General features: G+C 66.1%; 22 protein-coding genes. 11 read left to right on the top strand and 11 right to left on the bottom strand.

Annotated features, from left to right (window positions below):
- Positions 1 to 2: 2 nt before the first annotated feature.
- Genes R4P95_RS09540 through aspS form a run of 4 tightly spaced genes read right to left on the bottom strand, consistent with a single transcriptional unit; the run spans position 3 to position 6385 of the window.
- Positions 3 to 953 carry a transglutaminase N-terminal domain-containing protein gene (locus R4P95_RS09540; protein ID WP_213571953.1) on the bottom strand — a complete coding sequence of 317 codons (951 nt, stop codon included), beginning with the start codon at positions 951 to 953 and terminating at the stop codon, positions 3 to 5.
- A complete protein-coding gene (locus tag R4P95_RS09535; protein ID WP_317745005.1) occupies positions 950 to 3550 on the bottom strand; it encodes a circularly permuted type 2 ATP-grasp protein in 2601 nt (866 codons plus the stop codon). The genes R4P95_RS09540 and R4P95_RS09535 overlap by 4 nt, the downstream gene beginning before the upstream one ends.
- Positions 3547 to 4518, bottom strand: a complete 972-nt coding sequence (locus R4P95_RS09530) for a DUF389 domain-containing protein (RefSeq protein ID WP_213571951.1) — start codon at positions 4516 to 4518, stop codon at positions 3547 to 3549. Before R4P95_RS09530 ends, R4P95_RS09535 begins: the two co-directional genes overlap by 4 nt.
- Positions 4519 to 4558: 40 nt before the next feature.
- On the bottom strand, positions 4559 to 6385 hold the full coding sequence (aspS, locus tag R4P95_RS09525; RefSeq protein WP_250773434.1) for an aspartate--tRNA ligase: 1827 nt from the start codon (positions 6383 to 6385) through the stop codon (positions 4559 to 4561).
- 144 nt (positions 6386 to 6529) lie between these two features.
- On the opposite strand from aspS, the gene R4P95_RS09520 reads away from it, so the two are divergent.
- Both R4P95_RS09520 and R4P95_RS09515 read left to right on the top strand, forming a co-directional pair.
- Positions 6530 to 7459, top strand: coding sequence for a neutral zinc metallopeptidase (locus R4P95_RS09520; protein ID WP_317745006.1), 930 nt, complete (start codon positions 6530 to 6532; stop codon positions 7457 to 7459).
- Between the two features lie 63 nt (positions 7460 to 7522).
- Positions 7523 to 7978 carry a PPOX class F420-dependent oxidoreductase gene (locus R4P95_RS09515; RefSeq protein ID WP_213571948.1) on the top strand — a complete coding sequence of 152 codons (456 nt, stop codon included), beginning with the start codon at positions 7523 to 7525 and terminating at the stop codon, positions 7976 to 7978.
- On the opposite strand, the gene R4P95_RS09510 is transcribed toward R4P95_RS09515, so the two are convergent.
- A complete protein-coding gene (locus R4P95_RS09510) occupies positions 7965 to 9008 on the bottom strand; it encodes an Rv2578c family radical SAM protein (RefSeq protein ID WP_317745007.1) in 1044 nt (347 codons plus the stop codon). The two genes, R4P95_RS09515 and R4P95_RS09510, sit on opposite strands and share 14 nt — an antisense overlap.
- A 139-nt stretch (positions 9009 to 9147) precedes the next feature.
- On the opposite strand from R4P95_RS09510, the gene R4P95_RS09505 reads away from it, so the two are divergent.
- Complete coding sequence (locus tag R4P95_RS09505; RefSeq protein WP_213571946.1) at positions 9148 to 9648, top strand: hemerythrin domain-containing protein; 501 nt, start codon at positions 9148 to 9150, stop codon at positions 9646 to 9648.
- A gap of 255 nt (positions 9649 to 9903) precedes the next feature.
- Positions 9904 to 11310 (top strand): WS/DGAT/MGAT family O-acyltransferase, encoded by a 1407-nt coding sequence (locus R4P95_RS09500; protein WP_213571945.1) that lies wholly within the window; start codon positions 9904 to 9906, stop codon positions 11308 to 11310.
- Positions 11311 to 11350: 40 nt separating this feature from the next.
- Here the strand turns inward: R4P95_RS09500 and R4P95_RS09495 are convergent, their stop codons facing one another.
- A complete protein-coding gene (locus tag R4P95_RS09495) occupies positions 11351 to 12709 on the bottom strand; it encodes a wax ester/triacylglycerol synthase family O-acyltransferase (RefSeq protein WP_317745133.1) in 1359 nt (452 codons plus the stop codon).
- A gap of 1147 nt (positions 12710 to 13856) precedes the next feature.
- Between R4P95_RS09495 and R4P95_RS09490 the strand changes: the two genes are divergently transcribed.
- The 3 genes from R4P95_RS09490 to R4P95_RS09480 all read left to right on the top strand — a co-directional run bounded on the left by R4P95_RS09490 (position 13857) and on the right by R4P95_RS09480 (position 15888).
- Positions 13857 to 14093 (top strand): hypothetical protein, encoded by a 237-nt coding sequence (locus R4P95_RS09490; RefSeq protein ID WP_249353719.1) that lies wholly within the window; start codon positions 13857 to 13859, stop codon positions 14091 to 14093.
- Between the two features lie 269 nt (positions 14094 to 14362).
- On the top strand, positions 14363 to 14641 hold the full coding sequence (locus tag R4P95_RS09485) for a hypothetical protein (protein WP_236603156.1): 279 nt from the start codon (positions 14363 to 14365) through the stop codon (positions 14639 to 14641).
- A gap of 257 nt (positions 14642 to 14898) precedes the next feature.
- Positions 14899 to 15888 carry a rod shape-determining protein gene (locus R4P95_RS09480; protein WP_213577954.1) on the top strand — a complete coding sequence of 330 codons (990 nt, stop codon included), beginning with the start codon at positions 14899 to 14901 and terminating at the stop codon, positions 15886 to 15888.
- Here R4P95_RS09480 and R4P95_RS09475 read toward each other — a convergent pair whose 3' ends face one another.
- Both R4P95_RS09475 and R4P95_RS09470 read right to left on the bottom strand, forming a co-directional pair.
- Positions 15889 to 18720 carry an FtsW/RodA/SpoVE family cell cycle protein gene (locus R4P95_RS09475; protein ID WP_317745008.1) on the bottom strand — a complete coding sequence of 944 codons (2832 nt, stop codon included), beginning with the start codon at positions 18718 to 18720 and terminating at the stop codon, positions 15889 to 15891.
- Between the two features lie 20 nt (positions 18721 to 18740).
- Positions 18741 to 19847: a hypothetical protein gene (locus R4P95_RS09470; protein ID WP_397517637.1), complete on the bottom strand. Its 1107-nt coding sequence runs from the start codon at positions 19845 to 19847 to the stop codon at positions 18741 to 18743.
- A 708-nt stretch (positions 19848 to 20555) separates the two neighbouring features.
- Here R4P95_RS09470 and R4P95_RS09465 point away from each other — a divergent pair.
- Positions 20556 to 21503 (top strand): hypothetical protein, encoded by a 948-nt coding sequence (locus R4P95_RS09465; RefSeq protein WP_317745010.1) that lies wholly within the window; start codon positions 20556 to 20558, stop codon positions 21501 to 21503.
- Positions 21504 to 21727: 224 nt separating this feature from the next.
- Positions 21728 to 22057: a hypothetical protein gene (locus R4P95_RS09460; RefSeq protein WP_109330336.1), complete on the top strand. Its 330-nt coding sequence runs from the start codon at positions 21728 to 21730 to the stop codon at positions 22055 to 22057.
- A 287-nt stretch (positions 22058 to 22344) separates the two neighbouring features.
- Here the strand turns inward: R4P95_RS09460 and R4P95_RS09455 are convergent, their stop codons facing one another.
- From R4P95_RS09455 to R4P95_RS09445, 3 genes are read right to left on the bottom strand one after another with little or no spacing between them, the layout of a single operon-like run.
- The gene (locus tag R4P95_RS09455) at positions 22345 to 22740 is read right to left on the bottom strand and encodes a hypothetical protein (RefSeq protein ID WP_317745011.1); all 396 of its coding nucleotides are present in this window, start codon (positions 22738 to 22740) and stop codon (positions 22345 to 22347) included.
- Positions 22737 to 23327, bottom strand: a complete 591-nt coding sequence (locus R4P95_RS09450; protein WP_213571940.1) for a hypothetical protein — start codon at positions 23325 to 23327, stop codon at positions 22737 to 22739. Before R4P95_RS09450 ends, R4P95_RS09455 begins: the two co-directional genes overlap by 4 nt.
- Before the next feature lie 29 nt (positions 23328 to 23356).
- Positions 23357 to 23890 carry a MarR family winged helix-turn-helix transcriptional regulator gene (locus R4P95_RS09445; protein WP_244373330.1) on the bottom strand — a complete coding sequence of 178 codons (534 nt, stop codon included), beginning with the start codon at positions 23888 to 23890 and terminating at the stop codon, positions 23357 to 23359.
- A 217-nt stretch (positions 23891 to 24107) separates the two neighbouring features.
- Here R4P95_RS09445 and R4P95_RS09440 point away from each other — a divergent pair, with 217 nt between their 5' ends.
- Positions 24108 to 26129, top strand: a complete 2022-nt coding sequence (locus R4P95_RS09440) for an MMPL family transporter (protein ID WP_317745134.1) — start codon at positions 24108 to 24110, stop codon at positions 26127 to 26129.
- A 63-nt stretch (positions 26130 to 26192) separates the two neighbouring features.
- The gene (locus R4P95_RS09435; RefSeq protein ID WP_317745012.1) at positions 26193 to 26612 is read left to right on the top strand and encodes a VOC family protein; all 420 of its coding nucleotides are present in this window, start codon (positions 26193 to 26195) and stop codon (positions 26610 to 26612) included.
- Position 26613 lies beyond the last annotated feature (1 nt).

Below are 26613 nucleotides of genomic sequence, written 5' to 3'. Positions count from 1 at the left end.
TTTCAGCATTTCGGCTGATCGGGCGCGAGCGGATGGAGGGGTGCCACGTCAACCGACACCGCAATGGTGCTGTTTCGTGCCTCGGTGTATATGACTCCGCGCAGCGGCGGCACATCCGCGTAGTCCCGGCCCCACGCCACCAGCGTGTAGCGCTCGTCGACGAGTTGATCGTTGGTCGGGTCGAAAGCCAGCCAACGGTCGCCGGGCATCCACACGGCGGCCCACGCGTGGGTGGCGTCGACCCCGATCAGTCTTTCCTGACCGGGCGGCGGCTGCGTTTCCAGATATCCCGACACATACCGGGCGGCGAGCCCGTGTGAGCGCAGACAGGCGATGGCGAGCCGAGCGAAATCCTGGCATACCCCGGACCGCTTCTCGAGCACCTCGGTGACCCGGGTGGACACGGACGTCGACCCCGATCTGTACTGGAAATCGCGGTGGATGCGGCTGGTGAGGTCGAGGACAGCGTCGAGGAGCGGACGTTCCGGCGGGAAGCTCACGGCCGCGTAGTCGCGCACGCCGTCACTGATCTCGGCCGGCTGCACGTCCAGCACGAAGTCCTGCGCCAACGCCCCGTCCGTCCCCACCGGCCGGGACAGCTCCCACCGCGAGTTCGCGGGTGCACTGACGAGCCGGTGCGGTTCCGGCCCGTACACCTCGACTTCGGACTCGGCGGTGACGATCAGCTCCTCGTGCGCTGCGCTCACCTGGAAGTAGAGGTCGCGATTGCCATACACGTCTACACCCACCGACCGATCGGCGGGCGCGGGCGAGATGTCGACGGCCGATCGGACACAGCGCTGATCCTCGGTGTCGCGCGGAAGCAGGTAGCAGCGGCCGTAGGACGACGACACCGGCTCCGAATAGGTGTAGGTAGTGCGGTGGGTGATCCGGTATCGCCGGAGTACGGGGCGCTCGCTGGTCGAATCAGCCGGGGGCGACGGGTCGATCATGCGGGAACTTCCCCCGCGACCGTCCACGAGGCCGTGCTACCCCACAGCGGTTGCATACCGCCAGGCAACGACAACGGCCCCTTCGACATGACCTCGGACAACCGGCCGAGAAGTCCGACGATCTCGGTGGTCAGTTCGCCCACTTCGGTGCGTACTCCGGTGTCGTCGATGCGCTGGAGCCGGGCAGGGTCGACACGTCGAACTGTGTTGAGCATGTCCTCGGCGAGCCGCTCCGCCGGCGAGGATCCGGAGGCGTCGGGTAAGGCCGCCAGATCGGTCCGCAGCGCCTCGAGCTGGAAGACGAGCGAGCGGGGGTTGCCGATGTCGAACAGCAGCAACTCGGCCACCGCGGCAGGGCGGATACTTCGATTCCGCCGGCGGTACACCACCGAGCTCTCGGTGGCGATCAGAAGTGATTCGATCAACGCTCGTTCGGTCGCGGGATCACGCTTCCGCCCCATCGTGGACGCCACCAGGGTGGTGAGGGTAGAGGCCCGTTCGATCCGCTTGCCGATGTCCATGATGTGCCAGCCGGTGTCGCGGACCAGCGATTCCGCTGAGACACCGGACAGCGCCAGCATGCCGCCGAGCACTGCGGATTGCGCCTCGAAAAGCCGGGAGCCATCGTCGATCGACTCGTCGGAGACCTCACCGAGAGCGCGTTCCACGGTGCTCAGCACGGCCCAGATGTCGTTCGACAACTGGCCGCGTACCGCCCGCGCGGCATGCTCCACGTCCCGGACGGCTCGAGCGAGTGATCCGTCGCGGTCGGGATCGACGGTGAGAGACCGCAGTTCCGCCCGCACTTGCTGGAGATCCGCAGTGGGATCGGAGCCCGCAGTTCCGTCGGGAGCGTTCACCGACCGTGCCGGCGCACCCCCTTCCCCCGGTGCATTTCCCTGCTCCGCGACGGTGAGGACGGCGTCGAGGAGAATGGGAAGACACCCGGCTCCCGGCAGCCACGGGCGGAGCCGATAGTCGCGGTACTTCTCCCCCACGGCGATCATCAGCCGTGCCGAACCCTCGGCCCGCTCCGCGCATCGCCCTATCGAGAAGAGTTCGGACAGCGCGCGGGGCGAGGCCAGCAGATCGGACGAGGTTGCTGCGTAGGTGGGCAGCGACTCGACGTCACGGGCTGCGCCCTCACCGGTATCTGCCGGGCCGAGCCGCGGCGCGAAGCGCACCCAGACGTCCTTGGCTCCCGCATGCCGGCGATCCCAGCGCTCGGCACCCGGAATCAGGGTCGTTCCCAGGCCGCCGGACATGGGTACGTAGCCCACCCGTTGAGCCACGGAGAACAACCGGACGCCGACGGGTGAGAGAGTGACCTCTCCCCCGGCGCCGGCCGACGGCGCATACGACGAGTCGGGGATGATCTGCCCCACCCAGTTGCCGGGATCCGCGCGTACCTGTTCGAGAAACTCCGCGCGCCGGACATCATCGAGTGCGGAGGGGACGACGGGCGGCCCGCCGCGGACCGCGCGGAGCACCATCGATGAAACGTTGGCCAGGAGGTGCGTGAGTTCGGAGCGGTCACCTCCCCAGAACGTCGGCACGGACGGCAACAACAGATCCTCGTCGAGCAGTTGCCGCGAGAGTGCCGGCAGTAGGCGGGTGAGTGCCGGATTCTCCAGGACTCCGCTGCCGAGGGTGTTCACAACGGTCACTGCTCCCCGACGCAGCACCTCGACGAGGCCGACGACGCCGGACCGGGAGCCGGGGCGCAGATCGAGGGGGTCGGCGAGTTCGGCGTCGACCCGCCGGATGATGACGTCGACCTGTTCCAACCGGCCCAGTGACCGCATCCAGACGCGGCCCTCACGGACCACCAGGTCGGCGCTCTCCACGAGTGGGAACCCGAGGACGGTCGCCAGGTAGGCCTGGTCGAACGCGGCACCCGACCTGGTGTGCGGACTGAGCACGACCACGAGCGGGTCTTCCGAGCCGGCGGGCGCCGCGTCGATTGCCGCGAGCCGCATCGACTGGGCGAACGAGGACAACGGCCGGGGGCCCACGGTCTCGTAGATACCCGGAACCGCTCGGGCGATCACTCGGCGGTTCGCCATCGCGTAGCCGGCCCCGCCCGGAGACTGGGTGTGGTCGCGAACAGCGTGGAAATTGCCGTCCGTGCCGCGGCCGACGTCGAGACCGTGGAAGAACAACTGGTGCCGACCCGGGATCGACATGCCGTGCGCAGGCCGAAGATATCCGGGATGACCGAACACGAGGCGGGCGGGCACGGCACCACTCCGCAGGAGCGTCATCGGCCCGTACAGGTCGGCGAGGACGGCATCGAGAAGCCGCGAACGCTGGAGGAATCCCGCTTCGAGGTGCTCCCATTCGTCGGCCGCGAGGAGAAGCGGTATCGCGTCGATCTCCCACCGAGACGGGCCGGTGGCGAGGTCCGATCCGTCGAGGGGCTTGTAGGTGATGCCGTGGTTGTCGACGAGGAGCCGGATGCGGGACTGCAACCGGCGCACGGAGCCGCTGTCCGCGCCGAGGACGCCGTCACCCAGTTCGGACCACGGCGCACGGACCTTCCCGTCGGCGTCGAACAGTTCGTCGTTTTCCTGGCCTCGGTGCGGCGCCGCGGTCACCGGAGTCTCCGGACTTGGTGGACGCGGTCTTTCCGTGCCTCGGCGAGCAGGCGATCGGCTCCGTTACCGGCTCGCAACCGCAGCGCGAGGACCAGCACCCCGGCCACCACGATTCCGACCATGTTGATGCCCAGTTGCAGTGCGGACAGTGCGGCGATGCGCCACTCGCCGACCGTCACGGCGACGACGGCGAAACCCGCCGCCGGCACGGTGGTGACCGAGATGAAGACACCGACGAGTGCCGCGGACTTCGCGGACACGAGCGCGAGCATCCCGGCTGCCCCCGCGAGGACGGCGACCACCAGCGACAGGGGTCCGACCTTGTAGATGTAGTCGACCTGATCCTGGGCGTCGAGGCTGTCGAGAGCCATCCACCCGATCCGTTCCATCACCAGCGTGGCAACCAAGGTGGCAGCCATGGCGAAGGGAAAGCCGAGGAGCAGCGCGAACAAGGAGCGTCGTGCGAGACCGGGTTTGCGCCGTGCCAGAGCCACGGCGAGTGCTGCCAACGGACCGAACTCCGGTCCCACCACCATGGCACCGACGATCGTGATCGGTGAGTCGGTCACGACTCCTACCGACGCGAGCAGACACGCGATCGTCAAGAAGGCGAGGAAGGTTCCGTTGAGGGTCGACTCCTCACGGGTGCGGCTGACAAGTTCCTCCCACACGACGCTGTCGGCCGGATCGCCGGGAGCCGCTTTCTCTGCCTTCCGTGCGGCCGTGGACAGGACCGTCTCGACCGGTCCCAAGGTGATCGCGCCCGTGTGCTGGATGTCCAGCGCTTCGAGCGCGTCGATCACCTCGTTGGCCGCCTCGCGGGCCACATCTGCTTGGACCACGTCACCGGCCGGGTCGATCGCCGCACCGCGCAGGACCACCACGTGGGTGGCCCCGGGCTCCGCGGCGAGCACACCGAGAACATCGTCGGTGTGCTCGGCGGGGCAGATCACCCGTAGATGCAGCATGGCGTCCCCCTGGTGTCCGCGTCGGTCCCCGTCGATCGATCTAGGTGCCGGCGACCGCGTCCTTCGCCACCGGCGCTGCGCCGGCCTGTGCGCCGGCGCCGCCCTTCGGCTCCGGCTTGGCGTCCACACCCGACTCCTTGCGCTGCTGCGCGGTGATCGGGGCGGGAGCCTCCGTCAGGGGATCGACGCCGCCGCCCGACTTCGGGAATGCGATCACCTCACGGATCGAGTCGACTCCGGCGAGCAGGGCCGTGATGCGGTCCCAGCCGAACGCGATGCCACCGTGCGGCGGTGCACCGAACGCGAACGCGTCGAGGAGGAAGCCGAACTTCTCCTCGGCCTCCTCGTGCGAGATTCCCATCACCTTGAACACTCGTTCCTGAATGTCCTTGCGGTGAATACGGATACTGCCGCCGCCGATCTCGTTTCCGTTGCAGACGATGTCGTATGCGTACGCGAGTGCCGAACCGGGGTCGGTGTCGAACGTGTCGATCGATTCGGGCTTCGGCGAGGTGAAGGCGTGGTGTACCGCCGTCCACGCGCTGTAGCCGAGGGCGACGTCGCCGCTGGCGGTCGCGTCGGCGGTCGGTTCGAACAGCGGCGCGTCCACGACCCACACGAAGGCCCAGGCGTCGGGGTCGATCAGGTTCTGCTTGCGGGCGATCTCTCCCCGCGCCGCGCCGAGCAGCGCACGCATCGGCTTGGTGGCTCCCGCTGCGAAGAAGATGCAGTCTCCGGGCTTCGCGCCGACGTGGTCGCAGAGCCCGGCGCGTTCGGTGTCGGTGAGGTTCTTCGCGACCGGACCGGTGAGGGCGCCGTCCTCGCCGACGAGCACGTACGCGAGCCCCTTGGCGCCGCGCTGCTTCGCCCACTCCTGCCATCCGTCGAGCTGACGCCGGGGCTGGGCGGCACCACCGGGCATGACCACGGCGCCCACGTACTCCGCCTGGAACACCCGGAAGGTGGTGTCCTTGAAGAACTCCATGCATTCGACGAGTTCGATACCGAAACGCAGGTCCGGCTTGTCCGAACCGAACCGCCGCATCGCCTCGGCGTACGTCATCCGTGCGATCGGGGTCTTGATCTCGTGGCCGACGAGCTTCCACAGTGCGGTCAGGACTTCCTCGGCCAGCAGGATCACGTCGTCCTGGTTGACGAAGCTCATCTCGATATCGAGCTGGGTGAACTCCGGCTGACGATCCGCGCGGAAGTCCTCGTCGCGGTAGCACCGCGCGATCTGGTAGTACCGCTCGATGCCACCGACCATCAGCAGCTGCTTGAACAGCTGCGGGCTCTGCGGCAACGCGTAGAAGCTACCCGGCTGCAGTCGGGCGGGGACGAGAAAGTCGCGTGCACCTTCCGGCGTCGACCGCGTCAGCGTGGGCGTCTCGACCTCGACGAACTCGTGGTGCGCGAGAACGGAGCGGGCAGCGGCATTGACCTTCGAGCGCAGCCGGATGGCGTGGCCCGGGCCCTCCCGGCGCAGGTCCAGGTAGCGGTACTTCAGGCGCGCTTCTTCTCCGGCCTGGTCGTCGAGCTGGAACGGTAGCGGCGCGCTCTCGTTGAGAACCTCGAGGTCGGTGACGTTGACCTCGATGGCCCCCGTGGGAATCTCGAAATTCTGGTTGCCCTCGGGCCGGACCTCGACGATGCCGGTGACCTTCACGCAGTATTCCGCGCGCAGTCGATGCGCCTGGTCGGCAGCAGCTCCCTCACGGAACACCACCTGCGACACGCCCGAGGCATCACGCAGGTCGATGAAGATCACCCCGCCGTGATCACGACGCCTGGCGACCCAACCGGTGAGGGTAACGGTCTGCTGGGCGTGCTCGGCTCGCAATGAACCGGCGAGATGTGTGCGCAGCACGGGATTCCTTTCGAAACGTGGGGCAAGCTACTTCTTTGGCTGCGATCCTACGGAGACACTGTGCGTGAGCGGAAACTCATACCCGCTTCACGTGCAATGCTCGAGCTACCCGTACCGCGACACTCGGAGAGAAAGCGACGACACATGACCTTCAACGAGGGCGCCCGCATGGACTCCGGCCGGGTCTCGGTCGGGGGCGGCGGCGGAGGAGGTGGCCTCGGCGGCAAGTTCGCGATGGGCGGCGGAGCCGGGGGCCTGATCGTGCTGGTTCTCGCTCTGCTGCTCGGCGGCGACCCCGGATCCCTGCTCGGTGGACTGAGCGGTGCCGCCGACCCGTCCGCCCAGAGTCCCGGTGCCAGCCTCGAAGGTTGTGAGACGGGTGCGGACGCCAACCGCGACGTGGATTGCCGGGTGGTGTTCACGGTCGGCAGTCTCGACTCCGTGTGGGGGCAGGAACTCGGTGCACAAACGGGAACCGACTACATCCCGCCCGAGGTGGTGCTGTTCTCCGGCGCGGTGAACACCGGGTGCGGAAACGCCACCAGCGAGGTGGGGCCGTTCTACTGCCCGGCAGACTCGACGGCGTACTTCGACACCAGCTTCTTCCAACTCCTCGTCGATCGCTTCGGGTCGAGTGCCGGACCCCTCGCTCAGGAATACGTCGTGGCGCACGAGGTGGGACACCATATTCAGAATCAGCTGGGCGACATCGGCCGGGCGCAGACCGATCCACGCGGAGCCGACTCGGCCGCGGTCCGCACCGAATTGCAGGCCGATTGCTACGCCGGCGTGTGGGCCCACTACGCCGACACACTTCCCGGGCCCAACGGCGGACCGCCGTTTCTGAACACCCTCACCGACACCGACATCCAGGACGCGCTGTCCGCGGCCTCGTCGGTGGGTGACGACCGGATCCAGCAGTCCGCGGGCGGCCGGGTCAATCCCGAAGGTTGGACGCACGGCTCCTCCGAGCAACGACAGAAATGGTTTGTCACCGGGTACCGGACAGGCCAGGTCGATGCCTGCGACACCTACTCCGCCCGCGATCTGAACAGCCCACCCGCCCTGCGCTGAGACTCCCGGCGGCTCGCGTTCCCGCGCAAGGGAAACTAGGCTCGCTACGCGAAAGGAGACGCCGTGTCGTTCACGGACCAAGAGGTCGCCTACCTCCGCTCACAACCCGTCGCACGGTTCTCCACTGTCTGCCCCGACGGGCAGCCCGACGTGGTTCCGCTTGCCTTCGAGTTCGACGGGACATACTTCTGGATCGGCGGTTCCGGGCGGGCCGTGACCAGAACGCGTAAGTTCCGCAACCTCCGCGCGGGCAACGTCAAGGTCGCCTTGGTGGTCGACGACCTCGAGTCGATCGAACCGTTCATCGCCCGATGCATTCGGGTTTACGGTATCGCGGAGCAGCCGATCGAGCGGGTGGGCATCGTCGGCCCCGGCATGTATGCCCGCATTACGCCGACGATCTCCTGGAGCTGGAACATGGTCGGCGAACCCGTTGGGACCGAATGGTATGAACCGAGACGCACGGTTCACCTGCCGCCCGACGAGGACCCCGAGGGAATTGCGATCAGAACAGAGTGAGAGTCGGTCCGGTACCGCCGGCTCGTACGAGTTCGCGGCGCGCGGCCTCTTCCCGACCTGCCGCTCCGGCGTCACGATGTTGCGCGCGACCGGCCAGACCGTGACGCTCGACGAGCGGGTCGACGCGCGCCTTCAGCCACGACTTGTACTCGGCCGGCACATAGGCAGATCGACCGTACAACTGCCGGTACTGCCGTATCAGTGCGGGATGTTCGGTGGAGAGCCAGTTCATGAACCAGCCCTTGGTACTTCCCCGCAGGTGCATCGGCAGCACCGTGACTTTCGACGCTCCTGCCTGCGCGATGGCCTCGAGTAAACCGTCGAGGTGCCGTGCCGAGTCCGTCAGGAACGGGATGACCGGGGCGACCATCACATTGCACGTCATGCCCGCATCCGTGATCGCCCGGATCAGATCGAGGCGCGCCCTGGGCGACGGAGTGCCAGGTTCGATCGACTTCTGCAGGTCGGCGTCGTGGATGGCCAGCGACACGCCGATACTCACCGCGACCTGCTGTGCAGCCAGTGTCAGGAGCGGAAGGTCGCGCCGCAGAAGCGTTCCCTTCGTCAGGATCGAGAAGGGTGTGGCCGACTCGGTCAGTGCCCGGATGATTCCCGGCATGAGTCGGTACCGGCCCTCGGCCCGCTGATACGGGTCGGTGTTGGTACCCAACGCCACGTGCTCCTGCTTCCACGACTTACGGCTCAGTTCTTTTCGGAGCACCGCCGCGACATTCGTCTTCACCACGATCTGACTGTCGAAATCCCGGCCGGCATCGAGGTCGAGGTACTCGTGGGTGGGCCGGGCAAAGCAGTAACGACACGAATGCGAACATCCCCGAAAAGCGTTGACCGTGTAGCGGAACGGGAGCTGGGACTCCTCGGGCGTCTTGTTGAGCGCACTCTTGCAGAGCACTTCGTGAAAGGTGATGCCTTCGAACTCGGGCGTCTGCACGCTACGCACCAGGCCTGCCCGCTCGAGCCCGGGCAACGCGCCGTCGTCCGCATCGAGCGCCTGCCCATCCCACCTCATGCGTACATGCGAACATGTGTTCTAACGGGTGTCAAGTCCAACCGGCGTGACAAGGGCGAAGCCGGCGTCCGGTAGCGCGTGAAGATGTTCCACTCGGGGTACTCGCGGGAGCGTCGACCACACCCCTTGCGAGGTAACCATGTCCACCGACGCGATCGTCCTCCTGCGCAACGACCACAAGGCAATCCGAAAACTTTTCCGCGAGTTCCGCAGCGCCGGCCCCGACGCCGAAGCGGAGAAGGGCCGGATCGTCGACCAGATCATCGAGGCGCTGACCGTGCACACCTACCTCGAGAACGAGTGCATGTACCCAGAGGTACGCAAACTCGCCCCAGACCTCGAGGACGACATCTTGGAGTCGTTCGAGGAGCACCACGTCGCCGACGTTCTCGTAACGGAGCTGGCGGCCATGAAGCCCGACAACGAACGATTCGACGCGAAGACCACCGTCCTCATCGAGAATGTCGAGCACCACATCGAGGAAGAGGAGCAGGAGTGGTTCCCGAAGGTGCGGGAAGAGCTGGGGCGTAAGCAACTTCAGGAAATGGGTGCGCGACTGCTGGAATTGAAGGAAAAGGCACCCCATTCGCCTGCACAACCGTCGGCGTTGAAGAAGACGGTGGACGCCGTCATCAAGTGATGCACCTGGTGGACCTGAAGTGATGGGGAGACCTCCGGCGACTCCACGAGCGTCCTCTCGCAGTGACCCGCTGGACGTCTGCCGGGTAGCGCGCGGACAGCACCTTCCTGTAGAACTGATCCGGATGCCGATTTGTGACGTAAACCACACCTGAACGTTACCGAACAAGCCGGCTACCGGAAACCGAAGCCACCCCGCCCGGAGACACCGCAGTGGCAGTGCGGATCCGCCGTTCGGGAAGGAAGGACACCCCGCATGCTGCTGCCGATGTCGCCGACCGATTCACTGTTCCTGCTCGGCGAGTCGCGGGAGCATCCGATGCATGTGGGCGGCCTGGCGGTGTTCACACCCCCGGACGGCGCCGACGCCGCAGACATGCGGGCGATGTTCGACACGGCCACGACCTCCACCGAAGTCGCTCCGCTGTTCCGCAAACGCGCCCGACGCTCGATGACCACCCTGGGACAGTGGGGGTGGGTCACCGACACGGAGTTGGACCTGAACCATCACGTGCACCGCCACGCCCTCCCCCGCCCGGGCGGCATGCCCGAACTGCTGGCGTTGTCGTCTCGGTTGCATGCAGGTCTGCTCGACCGCAACCGCCCACTGTGGGAGATGCACCTGATCGAGGGCCTCGCCGACGGGAGCTACGCGGTCTACACGAAAATCCACCACGCGCTTGCCGACGGCGCCTCCGCCATGAACCTCCTGCGCCGCAGTATGAGTGAAGATCCCGACCGACGAGGAATGCCAGCCCCCTGGCAGCCGATGCCCACCGCGAGCGGTCGTGTCACACCACCACCGGGAACGGCGGCGCCACACCTGCCCGGAGTTGCAGACGTGCTGGGCCTGCCGAGACTGGCGTTGCACGGCGCCCGAGAAGTCGCAGGTCTGGCACCGGCGCTGGCAGGCACCATGGACCGGGCCCTGCACGCCCGGGGCGGGCCGCTCTCGATGCGCGCACCGCACACCGTGTTCAACGTTCCGATCGGCGGGGCGCGCCAGTTCGGCGCCCGATCGTGGCCGCTCGAACGGATCAGGTTGCTGGCCAAGCACGCCGACGCCACCGTCAACGACATCGTCCTGGCGATGTCCGCCGGAGCTCTGCGCAGCTACCTCGACGACCTGGGCGCCCTACCGGACGAACCGCTCATCGCGATGGTCCCGGTTTCCCTACGCGCCGATGACGGCGAATCCCAGGGTGGCAATCGAGTGGGAGTCCTGATGTGCAACCTCGCCACCCACCTTCCCGAGCACGGAGCGAGACTCGCCACGATTCGAACCTGCATGAGCGAAGGTAAGCAGGCCCTGCGCGCGATGAGCCCGGCCCAGGCGTTGGCGATGAGCGCCCTCGGAGCCGCCCCCCTCGGCCTCGAGATGCTGGCCGGCCGGCGGGGACCACTGCGCCCTCCGTTCAACCTCGTCATTTCCAACGTCGCCGGCCCCGCCAGCCCCCTGTATTGGAACGGCGCCCGCCTCGATTCCCTGTACCCTCTGTCGATCCCGGTGACCGGACAGGCACTGAACATCACTGTCACCAGTAGCGACGACCATCTCGTGTTCGGATTGACCGGATGCCGATCCGCCGTCCCGAATCTGCGCCCGATGCTCGATCATCTCGACACCGAACTCGACGCCCTCGAGCAGGCCGTCGGCCTGTAGCCGCCTCGACGGCGGTCGCACGCCTTTGCGAAGTTCTCGATCACCGACGCGCGGTTTCGAGTTCGGTCAGGGAGGTGTCGAGGTGGCCGATGATCCGGTGCAGGTGGGGAACCGCGGTGCGATCGCCCACGACACCGACGTGTAACTCCCCGGATCGGCTGGTGAGGGTGATGCTCAACGCCTGGCCGCGAGCGAGGGCCGGTACCGGGTAGACGGCGTCGAGGCGAGCGCCGTTCCAGAATCGTGGGCGGGTCGGACCCGGGGTGTAGGAGATGGTCACGTTGAAGGGCGGCGGGATCTCCTCGAGCACCCGCCGTACCGGTTCCAGCATGATCGGACTCAACGTCAGCGCGCTCACCAACTGAAACTGTGAGCGACCGAGGGCGGCGACGACCCTGCTGGTATGGGCGACGGAGTCGGCAATCCGCGCCAATCGCGCGAGGGGATCGGCTTCGTCGGTGGCCAGCGACACCACCATTGCCCCGACTCCACGGCCCGCGGCCCCGATGGTAGGGCCCTCACCGAAGTCGAGTGGGACCGGCAGCATTGCGGTCAACGGCGCCTCGGGGAGGGCGTACTGCTCGAGCAGATACTCGCGGAGGGCGCCCGCGCACATCGCCAACACCACCACCTCCAGCGGTGCGCCGGTGCAGGTGGCGAGCCGCCGCAGCGGCTTCAGTGGCCAGGACCGGGTCGCTACCTTGCGGGCGCGACCAGTCGGTGCGTTGAAGATCGTCGGCGGTGACTGCAGCGGCAACGTCAGATGTTCTTCGGTCAGCCCGCGGTAGCCCGTCCGCATCAAGGTGGGGAGAATGGCCGCGCACTGCCATGTCAGTTCCACACCGGACCGCAGTGTCACTCGCGGGTCGAGGGAGAGATGCCGCGCTGGGGCCGCGACCGACGGACTCCACGGTGCCGGGCAGTCTCGGATGCCCGGGTCGATCGAGAGCGTGCGGTGCAGTAGCCGTAGCCCGGAGGCGCCGTCGGTCAAAGACAGATGGAACTTCGTGTACACCGCGGTGCGCCCGTCGGTCAGTCCTTCGATGACGTGCATCTCCCACATCGGGTGCTGCGGATCGAGCGGCATCGAGTGCATCTGGGACACCAGCGAGAGTAGGTCGGTCATGGTTCCTCCGCCAGGAACTGCGGTGTGCCGCACGTGATAGTCGAGATCGACCCCCTCGTCGACGCGCCACCACGGATACCCGTGCACCAAGCGGACCGGGCGTTTGCGGAACAGTTCCGAGATCTCGGCGTGAGCGCGGAGACTCCCGACCATATCGGCGGCGTGCGCGCCGGGCACGGTGCCGCTGGGTGGTTCGAAGAGCGTCAGGGTGGCCACGTGCATCGGGTGTGAAGGGGACTCGAACAACACGAACATCGCCTCGGTCATCCCCATCGGCGCCAGTCCGCCGAACGCAGTTCGCACACCGCACCTCCCGGCTCTGTGGTCCCAGCACAGCACACTCCGCTCGCGAAGACTGCGTTTCCCGCAGAGACGAAGCACTGCGACCGGTCCACCGGATGGCACCAGCGATCCTCGGGCGCCGGCCACGGGCAAGTACGCATATCGGTTGCCGCGGGCCGATGAATAATCCTTTTTTTCTATCCGACCGAATAGACCATACGCCGACGCATTCGATCGAGCGTCCAGTAAATAAATGGGCATTTGTCCAAGAGTATCTGGGCATTTGTTCAATTCGAAACAAAAAATTCTTTCCGCCCGGTGAAACGTTGCGGAAAGTCTGGTCGATATTCGAGTTAAGCGTGGATCAACCGATCCCGTGGAAATACAACAAAGGTGAGGAGTGACTTCAGATGGGTTCTGCAGGTATCGACTTCAGTGTCGCCTTCGACGCTTTCTTGAAGTGGTTGAGCGTCACATTCGGCGGCGGCATCGGCATCGGCTGACAACGCCGGGCATATACGAAGAACGACAGCAGCTCGACTCACCACACCAGTGGTAGCCGAGCCGCTGCCATGGTCGGCCCGACCCGCTGGTCCGCCTCTCTCGTGATCGCCGGCCTGTTCGAGCGCCAGCCTCTTTCGAGCACATTGGGCATTGCGGTGCATGGGTACACGCGCGTATATTGAGAACTGCGGATCGAGATAGTAATCGGCAACGGTGAAAGACTCGTGAAGCAGAGATCCGGCCGAGAATGTGAGAGCATTCCCGGCCGAACCCCTGTCTGGGGTATGCCTCGCCAGTGCGTCTGGCGACAGTTGTCGCCGCAACCTCCGAATACGCCGCAACCTCCGAATACCCCGAGTCCCCGAGTACGCGAGCGCACTGACGCCGCGCACGCCGCTTCCCTCGACGAGAATCGGGTCGAGATGGCATCCCTCCGGCCGAAGGGGTCAGGCGGCCGGAGGGACTGGCTGTCGCGGGTTCGCCGTCCGAGGTCGCGCGGCAGCACAGACATCGGATACCCGCATCTGCCTGAATTACTCCTCGGGCCCGGACGCCGAGTTCCTCTCGCGTTCTGCCGGTGTTCGGTGAGGACTCGGGTCGTCACCGCGGGTGGCCTTCTCGAATTCTCCTGTTCATGGTGCGCCACTACGCCGGCGGTGGCATATTCCTGACCATGCCGAAGTACAAGGTGACTCTTCGCGACGGAAGCTCGAGCGACAGAACCTTCGAATCAGACTTCCAGGCGATCAACGAGACCCATAGGCCGACCGAATCCGTGGCAAGCATCGTCCGGATCGACCGCTACGAAGACGATGGGGATCCCCGCGGCGTGTGGTCGGCGCCGCCCACTCGCCAGACACGACGCGATTGACGCTCGGCCCTGGAAGGAGCGAATAACCTCCTCCTTTCTTTCGTCGGCGGGAGCTGGACAACCGACTTCAACAGACACGTATTTCTGCCAAGGGTTGTGCGGTTCGCGGTTGCCGAAGTTTCGGAAATGGGAAACGCTCACGAACGGGCAACCGCATCGAGCACAATGGCTACCGGACGAAGCGCGATGGGTTGCCGGAGGTCGTTACCGCAACCGCGAACAGCCTTTTCCCACTATGGAATAGCTTCTGAGCCAGAGGAGCAGACCCAATGCCCGTTCCACAGCACAAATTGCTGCAATCCGTCCAGGATCGCACCATCGAGCTGCGGAGGTGGTTGGACGCTGACCACAACAGCGCGGCCCTCACGGCATATCTGCGCGACGAACCGGTCGACGACCGGTGGCTTGCCACCTATCTCCGGCTCCAACATGACCTCCTCCGAGCGGTCGGCCACGCGCACGAGCCGGAGGCGTCCCGGAAGAGGGCCGACCAGCATCGACACCGACGCAGTGGTGCCGCCACATCCTCACCACGCCGAGGGCGATGAGGGAGGGGACGAGCGGATCAGTGCCTGATACCGTCTCGACCGCTCTACCAACACTTTCCGGACGGCACGTCGGTCAGCCGTCGATCGTGGACTCCCGAGCACTTGGCCGCTCGTCCAACAGACCCCTCGGTGTCGTGTGAGTGTCGCTCGAGTGCAGAAGCCGGAATCGACCGTGAGTCACCGCGATATCCGCCCGCGAGTCGATGGCCCTGAGTAGCATCTAGATCATCTCGCTCGAATCCCTTTCGGAGGCCGACGTGCGTGGACTGGGTATCGATCTCGGAACTGCCAATACTGTCGTCGGCACACCGGAAGAGGGTGTCGTCTTGAACGAGCCGTCATTCATGCTCGTTCGCACCAAGGAACCACACCGTGCTCTCGCCATCGGCCACGATGCTCGCAGCCTCGTCGGCCGCACTCCCATCGGCATCACGCAGGTGCGTCCGATGCACAACGGGGCGATCGTCGACCTGGAAACCGCCCGCACGTTCGTCAGCGCCGTCATCAAACGGGCTTCCCCACACAGGCCGTACGGCGTGCGACCGAAGGGTGTCATCGCGGTCCCCGCGGGCGCCACACCCCTCGAACGCCGCGCTCTGCTGGAGGTCGGGCACGAGGCGGGTCTGCGGAAGGTCGGTTTGATACCGGAACCTGTCGCGGGAGCACTCGGCTGCGGTATCAACCCGCTCGAGCCGCGCGCCCACCTCGTTGTGGATATCGGCGGTGGCACTTCGGAAGTCACGGCGATTTGTTTCGGTGGCATTCTCTCGCATCGCAGTTGCCGGCTCGCCGGGGACGAACTCACGCACGCGCTCTACCAATACCTACGGGCCGAGCACAACATCATCGTCGGTGAACTCACGGCCGAACGAGCGAAGGTGGGCGCGCCCGACACCGAGGACGGACAGTCACTCGTCGTGGAAGGCCGCGACGCCGTGACCGGCCGCGCACGTCTGGTCACGCTCGAAACCGAGGAAGTAGCCGATGCCTTACGCCCGACTATGTCGGGGATCGTCCAGACGCTGACCGAATGCCTGGAGGACCTTCCCGCCCAGGCGATCGGCGACGTGATGGCGGAAGGTGTGCTCGCCATCGGCGGTGGGTCGATGCTGCGTGGTGTGTCGGAGATGCTGGAACAGGCCTTCGGATTCCCGGTGAAGACGGCCGAGCGGCCGCTCACCTGCGTCGCCGAAGGCGCTACGGCATGCTTGGAGCACCCCGAGGTCGTGGCCGCGTACAGCAATTGATCACCGAATCGGCAGCACGCCGGGCGGCCGTGGGAAGTAGTGCTCGAGGATTTTCTTGACGACGGGCCCGGAGGTCGCGGACCCGAAACCACCGCCACGAACCAGCACCGACACCACGATCTGGGGAGCGTCGAAGGGTGCGACCGCGGAAAACCAGGCGTTGAGTCCTTCGCCGGGCGCCGACGGATCCTCGGCCGTACCCGTCTTTGCACCCGCCGGCACCGGCAGTTCCGCAAGCTGTCCGGCCGTGCCGGCCGCCGCGGAAGCCCGCATCCCGGCCCGCACCGGGTCGAGTCTGTCTGCGAAGGGCAATCGCACAGGTTCCGCTGTCGGGATGGGGACGACGTCCGGCCCGTACCCTGCTGCGAGCTGGGGGGTGACCATCGCACCCGTCGCAATCCCCGACGTCCAGCGCGCCACCTGTATCGGGGTGGCAGTGACGGTGCCTTGGCCGATTCCCATCAGAAGCGTAGATCCGGGATACCAAGTGGCGCCGATACTTCCGACATTGGCCGGGGTTCCGAGGAAGCCCTCGGCCTCGCCGGGAAGGTCGATCCCGGATCGTCGGCCGACACCGAGTTGGTCGGCCACTGCGGCGATGTTCTCGGGACCGAGGAGTTCGCCGAGCTTGTAGAAGTAGACGTTGTCCGACCACTGGATGGCCTGGAGCAGATTGTGGGGGCCCATCGGTTGCCAGTTCCGAAAGGTGTGCCCGCCGTATGTATAGGCGGCACCGGTTTCGATCACGGTCTCCGGCGCCAGGACCGGGTACTGCGTATTCGCCGCGGCGACGACGATCTTGAATGTCGAACCGGGCGGCACTGCGGTCTGGGTCACGTTGTTCAGTAACGGGCTCGGGCCCGGGGTCTGGGCCTGAGCCGTCAGGGCAACGAGGTCGGCCGGGGGGCCGTAGACGTTGTTGTCGAATCCGGGAACGCTGGCCATCGCCAGCACTGCCCCGTTGCGCGCATCCATCACGATGGCAGCGCCGAGGTCGCCCCTGCTCTTACGCATCGCCTCGGTGAGCGCATCCGTAGCAAGGTTCTGCACGCCGACGTCGAGGTGCAACCGCAGGTCATGCCCTCGTACAGGGTCTACTCGCTCCCCGGTGGCGACGGGATGCCCGGAGGGATCCACGTAGACGCACTGTTTGCCGTCGCTGCCGCGCAGCAGGGCATCGTACTGCTTCTCGAGTCCCGCCTTGCCGACCCGCGATCCGAGGGCAAGGTGCGGCCAGCGTTCCATGTCCTGCTCGTCGGCCACCCCGACGTGTCCGAGGACGGAGGCGAGCACCGCGCCGTACGGATAGTGCCGGCGACCGGAAGGCACCACGAGAACCCCGGGCAGACGAGCATCCACAACGCGCCGAGCGACTTCGGGGGCGACTGTCCCCACGACGACGTCCTGTTCGCCCTCGCCACGTTCCCGCACGACGCTCGTCACCTCCTCCGGCGAGATACCGAGCACTGAGGCGAGACGGCGGCGGGAACCGGCGTCGTTCTCGTCGAACATCCGGGCGACCACCGCTACGGCATACTCCGCAACGTTCACTGCGAGGGGAACACCATTGCGATCGACGACGAGACCGCGCTCGGCCGGCAGGCGGATACAGCGCATCATCTGCTGGTCGCTCATCGCACGTAGGTCCGCGCCCCGGTCGTGCTGCAGCTGCCAGGTGAACAAGGACATCGCGACGAGCAGCGCAGTGACGGTCACGGCGCCGACGGACAGCCCTCTCGGCCGGCGGCGCCGTCGGGGCTCCGGCGCCCAGAGCGGTCGTGCTACGCCGTCCCTACGCACGGCGAGCACCAGTCCGACGGCCACGAAGCCGACGATCGCCGCAGTGCCTCCGTAGCTGAACAGCGGAATCGGCATGCCGTTGTGCGGCAGCAAGGAGAGACTCGCACCGATCGACACGAGTGCGTGAATCCCGAACAGTCCACCGACGCCCGCTGCGACGAGTGCCGCTTCCCTCGTCCGTGCCGTTCTGGCTGCAAGTGCAGCCCGCCACACGATGACCGAACTCGCCACCACGACAGCGATTCCGGCGATCAAGCCCCATCCATACACCAGGCTCGCGAACGCCAGGTCGTGTTCCGATTCGGGAAGGTATTCGGCACGCACCTCGAAGAGCGGGTCACGCGAAAGGCCCCACAACCCGCCGCTACCGATCGCGATGTTCGCCTGCATTTCGGCCCACCCCGCCCCGCTCGGGTCGGCATTGCTCGACAGGAACACATGGACCCGTTCGAGCTGGTACGGCCGGAGAAAGAGCACGGCGAGTGGCAACGAGGCGATTCCCAGCATGAACAACGGCAACAACGGCAACAGCGGAACCCGCGCCAGGACGAGCATGAATCCCGCGGTCACCACGAGGACGACGGCAGTCGACAGGTCGGGCTGCAGTGCGACCAGCGCCACGGGGATTCCCACGACCGCCAGCGTCGCAACGAAGCGGCCGAGTGTGAACCCCGCAGCAAGCAACCCCGCCGCCACCAGAATTACAGCCAGCTTGGCCAGTTCGGACGGTTGAATGGTGAATATGCCGAAGTCGAGCCAGCGCTGGGCGCCTTTGGTCGCGACCCCGGCGAGTGGGACGGCAGCCAGCATCGCGGTGGTGACAGTGAATATCGCCCAGCCGAATGCTCGCAGGTCACCCATCCGCAGGCGAGAAGCGACGCGCATCAATCCGAGTCCGGCTGCAGCGAAGAGGGCATGGCGAACGGCGTGCGAGGTCATCCCCGTCGACGTCAGATTGAGCAGTCCGAGCACCACGAGGACGACCGCTGCCGTGACGATCCAGGGATCCGATTCCCGCTTGTCTTCATGCATGTCTCACCGCTCCCCGATGCTCAGCAGGATGCGTTCTCGGCAGGCATCAGCACCGGCTCCGAGGCGGCCGTCGCGGGGAAACTCGTGACCGCAGCGACGGCGAGGGCGGTGCTGGGGGGCAGATCTGTCCGGCCGATGCCGTATACCTGTTGTGCGCCGGGTGGGACGTGGAGCGACACCTCCTTGCCCGTCCGCACCTCGCCCGAGCATCGGTCGTACACATTCAGCTTCCAGACCACGGTGCCTTCATTCGGGGCCGAGGCGAGATGAATGTCGACCCTGATGTCGCACGCACGTCCCGACGTGCATTCTCCGTTGGCGAGTGTGGCGGTAACCAAGGTGATGATCCCCGCACTGGCGGGGGCCCCGACCTCCACCGATATCGGTTCCGCACGCTGTCCCCCCGGTGCCGGTGAACCCGGATCGCCGGTGGGTTCGGGTGGCGGTGGCGATACCGGGGCGATCTGATTCTGGTCCGACGGATTCACCGGATTCAGAACGGCATCCCAGCCGCGACGCAATTCCGACCACACCCGCGGCGCCGTCCACAGCGCTCCGGCGAGCACCACGATCGCGATGAGACCCAGCGCACCACGGCGACGCGAGAGCCGTCTCTTTCTGCGGTGCCACGGACTTCGAACCGGTGGAAACCAGTCGCCGGTGGCAAGTGATGCCCCGGCAGCCCCCGGCCGGCGGCCCCGTGGGGTCCGTTCCTCCCCTGTCTCACGGCCGTCCGATAGTTGGCGCCCCAGCGTGGAGGAGACCAGCGCGCCGAGTTGTCGCCGCGTCCTTTCTTCGTCGGCCGGGTCGATGTCAGGTGCGATTGCCCGACGAACTCGTTGCATCACATCGTCGAGATCTGTTGCTTCTGTGATTGATTCGTGTATCCGCTCAACCAGTGCGGACCCGCGGCAGTTCGCCGCGATGCTTCTCAACAGGTCGGCAATCGCATCGCTGATCTCGCGCCAGGACGCCGCACGCCCGGTGAACTCGATCGTGAGCTTTCCTTCTTCGAACACTGTGACGGCATCTTCTCGGAACAGGATCGGTAGGCGGCCCCTGCTGCGCGCCAGCTCGAGCTGGTCGAGCGCATCGGTGATGAGCCACGACGCCTGCGCCGGGGTCAACGCCGCAATCCCGAGCAGCCTTCGGAGTGAGACGCCGGTACCACGTGCGTCCTCATCTTGTCGTTCAGGAGGTACGGACCCGACCACGACGGGCTCGCCTCTCCCCGCGAGGAGCCCTGACACCACTTCGATCATCGCGCACCCCGAAACGCTATGCCTCCCGCACGGGTTGGAACAGAACCGGGCGGGCGGCGGCGGACCTTGAGCTGGGCTTACTCGCTGTCGAACTCCCATATGCCTGTGAGAGTCAATTTAACTCTCATCCGCGCTCCCGGAACACCGATACGCACTCCCGGAACATCCCGTTACTCATCCGAGATACACGGCGACAAGCACCTCGAACCATCGCCTGGCCGTACTGCCATACGTGAACCGATCGCGGGTCAGCTTTGCCTCTCCTTCAAGAGATTCCGAATCTGTGCGAGATCCCGGACGATGAGAAGCCGAAGGCGTGAACTGACGCCTGATACGAAAGCGACTCTGGTACCGAAGGTCTGGACGAGCGACCAAGTCGAAAGTGACCTCCTCCGCCCGATGCCGCATTGCCCTTCAGGTGACGTTTCGCGGAAACACCCGGTTCGGCGCCCACGGTCATCGGCGGGTTACCCCTGCTGCCTTCTCTCGATATCACTCGGCACAGGTGCATCCGTGGGAACATCTCAACTGGTTGAGACGAGACCGAGGGCGATCAGAGGAGGGGTGCGTCGTATGGAGTTGATTCCGCCCGGACGCACGGTGGCACTGGTAACGATTGCCGTCGCCTCCGCGCTGCTGCTCGCGGGATCAGGGAGTCGAGACGCGGACTCGTCGTCACCGAGCGCGTCGACGGTGGTGGCGAGCGGGGCGGCCCCAGAGGTCGGCACCTCGGGCGAACCGCCGGCAGCCGAGGAGCGCGACACGAGCGGTGTCGACCTGGAGCAGTATGCCGGCGGGGACCCGAGTGTCGCCTACGGCTTCGTCACCCCGTCAGGAAAATGGCTCTGCGCGATCACCCCGGCGAACGGGATGGTCGCCTGCGCGTCTCACACGCCGGCGACGCCTCCAGGAGTTCCCGGCCCGTTACAAATCCCCGTCCAGGCCCCCGGGCCCTCCGCCGAGGCAAACATCGTCGCCATCGAAGCCGCGAAGGGACCGAGCTTCCAGACCGCGAACCAGCCTCTCTTTCCCGGAAACCCCAACGTCCTCCCCTACGGGTCGACCTTGTCTGCCGACGGCTTCACCTGCAATGTGCAGTTCTCGGGCGTCTCGTGCAGAGAGGACGCAACGAATCAGGGATTCACCATCTCGACCGGCGGCTACAAGTTCGAGTTCACCCCGATACCGGGCGCCCCCGACGCCGGCCCACCGCAGATCACGCCTACCGAGCCGACCGCACCTCCTCTTCCCCAGTTGGAAGGCGGATCGAATCAGTGTGGCCGCGTCGTCTACCCGTCGACAGGCGAACCCGCAACGGTCGTCATCGTGAAGGGAACGATCCGCTGCGACGCTGCTCATGCCATGCTCAACAGGTACTTCACCGCCCCCGACGCGACGGACGCGGTGTACGACGTCGACGGATGGAAATGCCGAACAAGGGGAGACCCACACTCCGCGGCGACTGGATACAGCATCACGTGCACGGATTCCGGCGGGAACATCGTGGTTGCACAGCCCTAGAACCGGCTTTCCGCAGGTCGAAGGGGTAGACGGGGCGGTGGGGGCGACACGGACTCCGCTGCCTGCGGCCCCCGGGGAAGGTACCGGGAGACGAAAAATAGGTATACCCACGGGCCATCCGGCCGATGTGGCGTAGCCGCACCCGGTGGCAGTCTGTGACTTGTCACACACGCGTCACCCGGCGGCTTCCGGAACCGCGTCGATTGCAGGAGAGGTCCCGCACCATGAAGGCAGAACCGCTTACCTGCGGTGACTATGTCACCGCGACGTTCGCTCGCGACTTCGTCGCGGAGGGATTCGACTATGACACCGTCGAGCGAATCCATTCCGGCGACCTCGACGAATGGACGTTCGCACTCGCCCAATCGGGGCTGTTCACCAACCGCGTGGTCGCGCACGCCCGGCAGGCGTGGCAGGACGATCCGCGATCCCTTCTCGACAGCCTCCTGGCCGACGCGGACGAGATGACCGTCAAGCGTTACGACGTCGTCTGGCAAGCCCTGACCCGGACCGCCCAGTTCGGCACTTCCGGGGTCGCCGCCGAATATGCGTGATCGACGTCCTGCCCCCCGAACAGTCCACATCGCCCACTGAACAGACCACAGCGAAGAACGAGAACCATGACCGTCAACACCTACCCCACCGCCGAGACGATCCGATTGGGCGTACGCGGTCACGAATGCCGTTACTGCGGCCAAACCGTCAGCGCAGACGGCAACCGCTTCCGACATACCGCGACGGGGCAGTACCGGTGCGAACCGGCAAAGCGGGCGTCGTACGAGAAGTCCCTGTCCGACAGTCTTATTCGAAGCTGAATTCGACCTTTCCGGACCGGCCGGCGTCACAATTTCTCTGACACCGATCGCCCCTTCGCTGCGATGAACACCACCGCGACGACTACCGTGACCACCACCAGGTAGGCGGCCCACATCAGGAGGAAGGGTTGCAGCCATCCGTTGTCGGTCGTCTGCCCCCGTTCTCCCACGCAGTACAGGGTGACATTGGTGGACCGACCGTCCCCGGTGGAATAGGTATCCGACACGACGACCGCGTCGTGTCCGGGCTGTTCGCAGAACACAGGCGCAAGGTAGACGGCTTGTCCCGGCCAGATCAGCGAAGAGATCAGGGTGAGGAAGCCGACGCTCACCGTAATGCCGATTCCCCACAACAGGAGCGGCTTGGCCGCACGGCGCTTCCGAGGTTGTGGATCTACACCCAGTTCCACCGGCTCGGTCATAGCGGATGCACCCCGACCACCGCTCCGTCGGCATCGAACACGACCACCGACCGCGACCGCGGCGACTCGACCATCGCTGTCGGCGAAATTCCGCCAGCCCTGGTCACCGAGATGCCGACTACCTGACCGCCCTCGAGACCGCTGCGGGAGAGGGCTTCGTCTACCAGATGCTCGACTCGACCCAATGCCGGAACGTCGTCGAGGGTGAATGCGCGCGCATCCAGGTCTTCCAGCGCAGAGACCACCACTGGACCGGGCTCACTCACATTCTCACCATCGAAGGTGTACTGGTCGAGCTGATCGGGGTTCGCCGGATCGCGGACGGTGACAGCCAACTGCTCGACCGGCGCGATGTCCAGATTTGTCACCTGCACTTCTGCGACGCCGTAGCGAACGGCGAGCGCTGCTAAACCGTCGCCGACGAGGGCCGAGGTCATACCCCCGCCCCGGGCTCGCATATCCGCGTCGAATTCAGCACGGTCGACAGCTCCGATACATGCCGTGGCGCCGAAGACCACAGCCACCCCCATCGATGACCACACCGACACACGCAACACTGGCGAACGCAGCAGCGGCGGGGTCTTCATTGCATGAGACTATCCACGTCACGGACTTCTCAGGTGGTCCGGCGCGCGGTCAGGTGTCGGATGTTCTTTCCACCGAGATCCTCATAGTGGCTCTGCATCGAGTCGATCAGCACTGCGAACACGCGGTGGGCAGCAGCCAGGTCGGCATCGGGGACGTCCCGCAGGGCACGCGCCGTGCGCTGTCCGAGTGGGGCGAAGAACTCGCGGGCTACTTCCAGCCCGTGGTCGTCGTAACGCAGGATGACTTTCCGGCGGTCCGACGGGTCTGCCTCCCGCCGAATATGCCCTGACGACAGCATGCGCTCCACCAGATAGGTCACCGCCGCCGACGACAGCCCGAGCAGGCTCCCCAGTTCCCCGGCGGTCAGCGGCGTGCCATTGGTGTCGGCGACCATGACGTGCATCAGCGCCTGGAAGTCGTTGGGGCTGAGATCGTGCAGCGCACCGAAAGTGCGTCCGATCTGCTCCGACGCCACGGTCATCGCGCGGACATCTGCCGAAATGTCTGCTTCCAGTCTCGCTCTCGCGTCGGGACGAGCACTGTCCGGCATGTCGTCTGTCATCTCTAGGCCCTCTCAGCGGTCGGCCGACAGCCTATCCTCTCCACTTCTCTCAGTTGCTTAACTATTCAGTTTCTGAAATATTCGAACGGTGAACACCGATGGGCATGCACCGACAGAACACCGTTCTCTCGCTATCCGGGATCGACTCGCCTCCGCCGTGACCGGACAGCGGTCGTGGGCAGTGGCCCTCACCGTCCTTGTCTTGGCCGGCGCCTTCATGGCGCTCGTCGGTGGCAACGACGCCGCGGGACAGTCACCGGCCTCCCTGCCCGCGTCTGCGGAATCGGCCGAGGTGGACGGCCTCCTCACCGACTTTCCCGAATCGGGGGTGACACCGGCGATTCTCGTCGGCAGTCGTGCCGACGGCGGCGTGTTGACCGACGCAGACCTTGCCGCGTTCGACGCGGCTCGGAACCGGATGCTCGGTGTCGACCGCACCCTCGAACCGAGCCCAGGACCGGCACTCATCCCGTCACCGGACGGCAGAGCGGTGATCGGACAGGTTCCCGCCGATTCGGAACTCTCAGGTTTCGCGTTGAACGATCGCGTCGCCGAACTGCGGGCGGCGGCCACCGACTCGCTACCGCCGGGGCTTTTGGCGCAGGTGACGGGAGGTCCGGCATTCGGCGCTGACATCGCCGACTCGTTCTCGGGCGCGAATGTCACGTTGCTCGCGGTCACTGCGCTTGTCGTCGCGGTCCTGCTGATCGTCACCTACCGCTCACCGATCCTCTGGCTCGTGCCACTCGCCGTGGTCGGCTTCGCCGATCGGGTTGCGTCGACCGTCGGTACTGCCGTGGCCGAACTGACCGGGCTGACCTTCGACGGGTCGACGTCCGGCATCACGAGCGTGCTGGTTTTCGGTGCCGGAACTAACTACGCGCTACTCCTCATCTCCCGCTACCGGGAGGAACTCCGCGCGGAGCCGGACCACCGGGTCGCCTTGCGCCACGCCGTGCGCCGGGCCGGACCGGCGATCGTCGCGTCCAATGTCACTGTGGTACTTGCCCTACTGACCCTGCTGTTGGCGACCATTCCCAGTACCCGCAGCCTGGGTGTGCTCGCGGCCGCCGGCCTGCTGGTAGCGCTCATCTTCGTGCTGCTGGTCCTCCCGCCCGCTCTCGCACTCAGCGGAAAGCGATTGTTCTGGCCGTTCGTGCCCCGTGTGGGCGACCCGGACAACACCACGCACGGCGCCTGGTTCCGGGTCGCCTCCGCGGTAGCACGACACCCGCGACGCACCGCAATTGTGTCGATTATGGCGCTCGGGGTCTGTGCGGCGGGGTTGATCGGCACCCACGTCGGGCTGTCCCAAACCGAACAGTTCCGGGTCGCAGCGGAATCTGTCGACGGCTTGGACACTCTCGCTGCTCATTTTCCGTCGGGGCTCTCCGACCCCACCACCGTGGTCGCCCGCACGGAAGCGACCGACGCCGTACAGCGGGTTCTCGCCGACGCCGAAGGGGTCGTGTCGGTGAGCGAGGCCGGCCGGTCGAGCACCGGTTTGACGCGATGGGCCGTCGTACTCGACGCACCACCTGCAACGGAGGAGTCCTTCGCGACCATCGACACCATCAGGGCAGCCTTGGCCGACATCGACGGTGCGGATGCGCTCGTCGGTGGCAGCGACGCCCAGGCGCTGGACAAGCGGGACGCCGCCCTCCGGGACCAGGTGATCGTCATTCCGGCGATCCTTCTCGTGGTCCTGGCCGTGCTCGTAGTGCTCCTGCGGGCCGTGGTCGCACCGCTGGTCCTCGTCGGGACGACGGTACTCAGCGCGGTCGCGGCGCTCGGGCTGGGCAGCTGGGTGAGCACGCGCATCTTCGGGTTCCCTGCGCTCGACGACACCGTTCCGCTGTTCGCGTTCCTGTTCCTCGTGGCACTCGGTGTCGACTACAGCATCTTCCTCGTCACCCGGGCCCGGGAGGAAACCCCGGGGCGCGGCACGCGGGCCGCGATCGTGCGGGCTGTTGCCGCGACCGGCGGCGTCATCACCAGTGCCGGAATAGTACTCGCCGCCGTGTTCGCCGTCCTCGGTGTGCTGCCGCTGATCACACTGACCCAGCTGGGCATCGTCGTCGGGCTCGGCATCCTCCTCGACACGTTCGTGGTGCGAACACTCGTCATCCCGGCGCTGTTCACGCTCGTCGGGGACGCGGTGTGGTGGCCGAACCGCCAGGCCACCTCGACGCTCGACTCACGGGGCGAAGCAAGGAGCGCGGTTCCGTCAGAAATCTGAGCGTTCGCAGACCGGTCAGGAATCGAGAAGCGTCTCATCGCGGGCCGCATTAACGTCACTCACATGAACATCACCATTCACTCGGCCTTCCTTCCGCACACCGACCACGAGGCCTCGCTGGCCTTCTACCGCGACATCCTCGGGTTCGAAGTCCGCAAAGACGTGGGTTACAACGGGATGCACTGGATCACCGTGGGACACCCGGACCAGCCCGGTACCTCCCTCGTTCTGCACCCACCGGCGGCCGATCCCGGGATCACCGACGAGGAGCGCCGCACCATCACCGAGATGATGGCCAAGGGGACCTACGCCATCCTCACATTGGCCACCCCCGACCTGGACGCAACCTTCGCCCAGCTCGCGGCGAGCGACACCGAAATCGTCCAGGAGCCGATCGACCAGCCGTACGGCATCCGTGACTGCGCCGTCCGCGATCCCGCAGGAAACCTCATCCGCATCGACGAGATCAAGGAGGAGCGCTGAC

The organism is Rhodococcus sp. IEGM 27 (assembly GCF_033142305.1).
In the GTDB taxonomy this organism is placed as follows: Bacteria; Actinomycetota; Actinomycetes; order Mycobacteriales; family Mycobacteriaceae; genus Rhodococcus_F; species Rhodococcus_F oxybenzonivorans.
Note: the sequence above shows the minus strand (reverse complement) of the source record. Positions and strands in the feature narration are given on the sequence as shown.

Bases quoted from the DNA above. Each gene is read 5' to 3' on its own strand.
- R4P95_RS09530 (WP_213571951.1), bottom strand. From the start codon at position 4,518: ATGCTGCATCTACGGGTGATCTGCCCCGCCGAGCACACCGACGATGTT.
- R4P95_RS09445 (WP_244373330.1), bottom strand. From the start codon at position 23,890: ATGACAGACGACATGCCGGACAGTGCTCGTCCCGACGCGAGAGCGAGA.
- R4P95_RS09435 (WP_317745012.1), top strand. From the start codon at position 26,193: ATGAACATCACCATTCACTCGGCCTTCCTTCCGCACACCGACCACGAG.
- R4P95_RS09500 (WP_213571945.1), top strand. From the start codon at position 9,904: ATGCTGCTGCCGATGTCGCCGACCGATTCACTGTTCCTGCTCGGCGAG.
- R4P95_RS09520 (WP_317745006.1), top strand. From the start codon at position 6,530: ATGACCTTCAACGAGGGCGCCCGCATGGACTCCGGCCGGGTCTCGGTC.
- R4P95_RS09440 (WP_317745134.1), top strand. From the start codon at position 24,108: ATGGCGCTCGTCGGTGGCAACGACGCCGCGGGACAGTCACCGGCCTCC.
- R4P95_RS09460 (WP_109330336.1), top strand. From the start codon at position 21,728: ATGAAGGCAGAACCGCTTACCTGCGGTGACTATGTCACCGCGACGTTC.
- R4P95_RS09475 (WP_317745008.1), bottom strand. From the start codon at position 18,720: ATGCATGAAGACAAGCGGGAATCGGATCCCTGGATCGTCACGGCAGCG.
- R4P95_RS09455 (WP_317745011.1), bottom strand. From the start codon at position 22,740: ATGACCGAGCCGGTGGAACTGGGTGTAGATCCACAACCTCGGAAGCGC.
- R4P95_RS09540 (WP_213571953.1), bottom strand. From the start codon at position 953: ATGATCGACCCGTCGCCCCCGGCTGATTCGACCAGCGAGCGCCCCGTA.
- R4P95_RS09495 (WP_317745133.1), bottom strand. From the start codon at position 12,709: ATGGGGATGACCGAGGCGATGTTCGTGTTGTTCGAGTCCCCTTCACAC.
- R4P95_RS09450 (WP_213571940.1), bottom strand. From the start codon at position 23,327: ATGAAGACCCCGCCGCTGCTGCGTTCGCCAGTGTTGCGTGTGTCGGTG.
- R4P95_RS09465 (WP_317745010.1), top strand. From the start codon at position 20,556: ATGGAGTTGATTCCGCCCGGACGCACGGTGGCACTGGTAACGATTGCC.
- R4P95_RS09485 (WP_236603156.1), top strand. From the start codon at position 14,363: ATGCCCGTTCCACAGCACAAATTGCTGCAATCCGTCCAGGATCGCACC.
- R4P95_RS09505 (WP_213571946.1), top strand. From the start codon at position 9,148: ATGTCCACCGACGCGATCGTCCTCCTGCGCAACGACCACAAGGCAATC.
- R4P95_RS09490 (WP_249353719.1), top strand. From the start codon at position 13,857: ATGGTGCGCCACTACGCCGGCGGTGGCATATTCCTGACCATGCCGAAG.
- R4P95_RS09510 (WP_317745007.1), bottom strand. From the start codon at position 9,008: ATGAGGTGGGATGGGCAGGCGCTCGATGCGGACGACGGCGCGTTGCCC.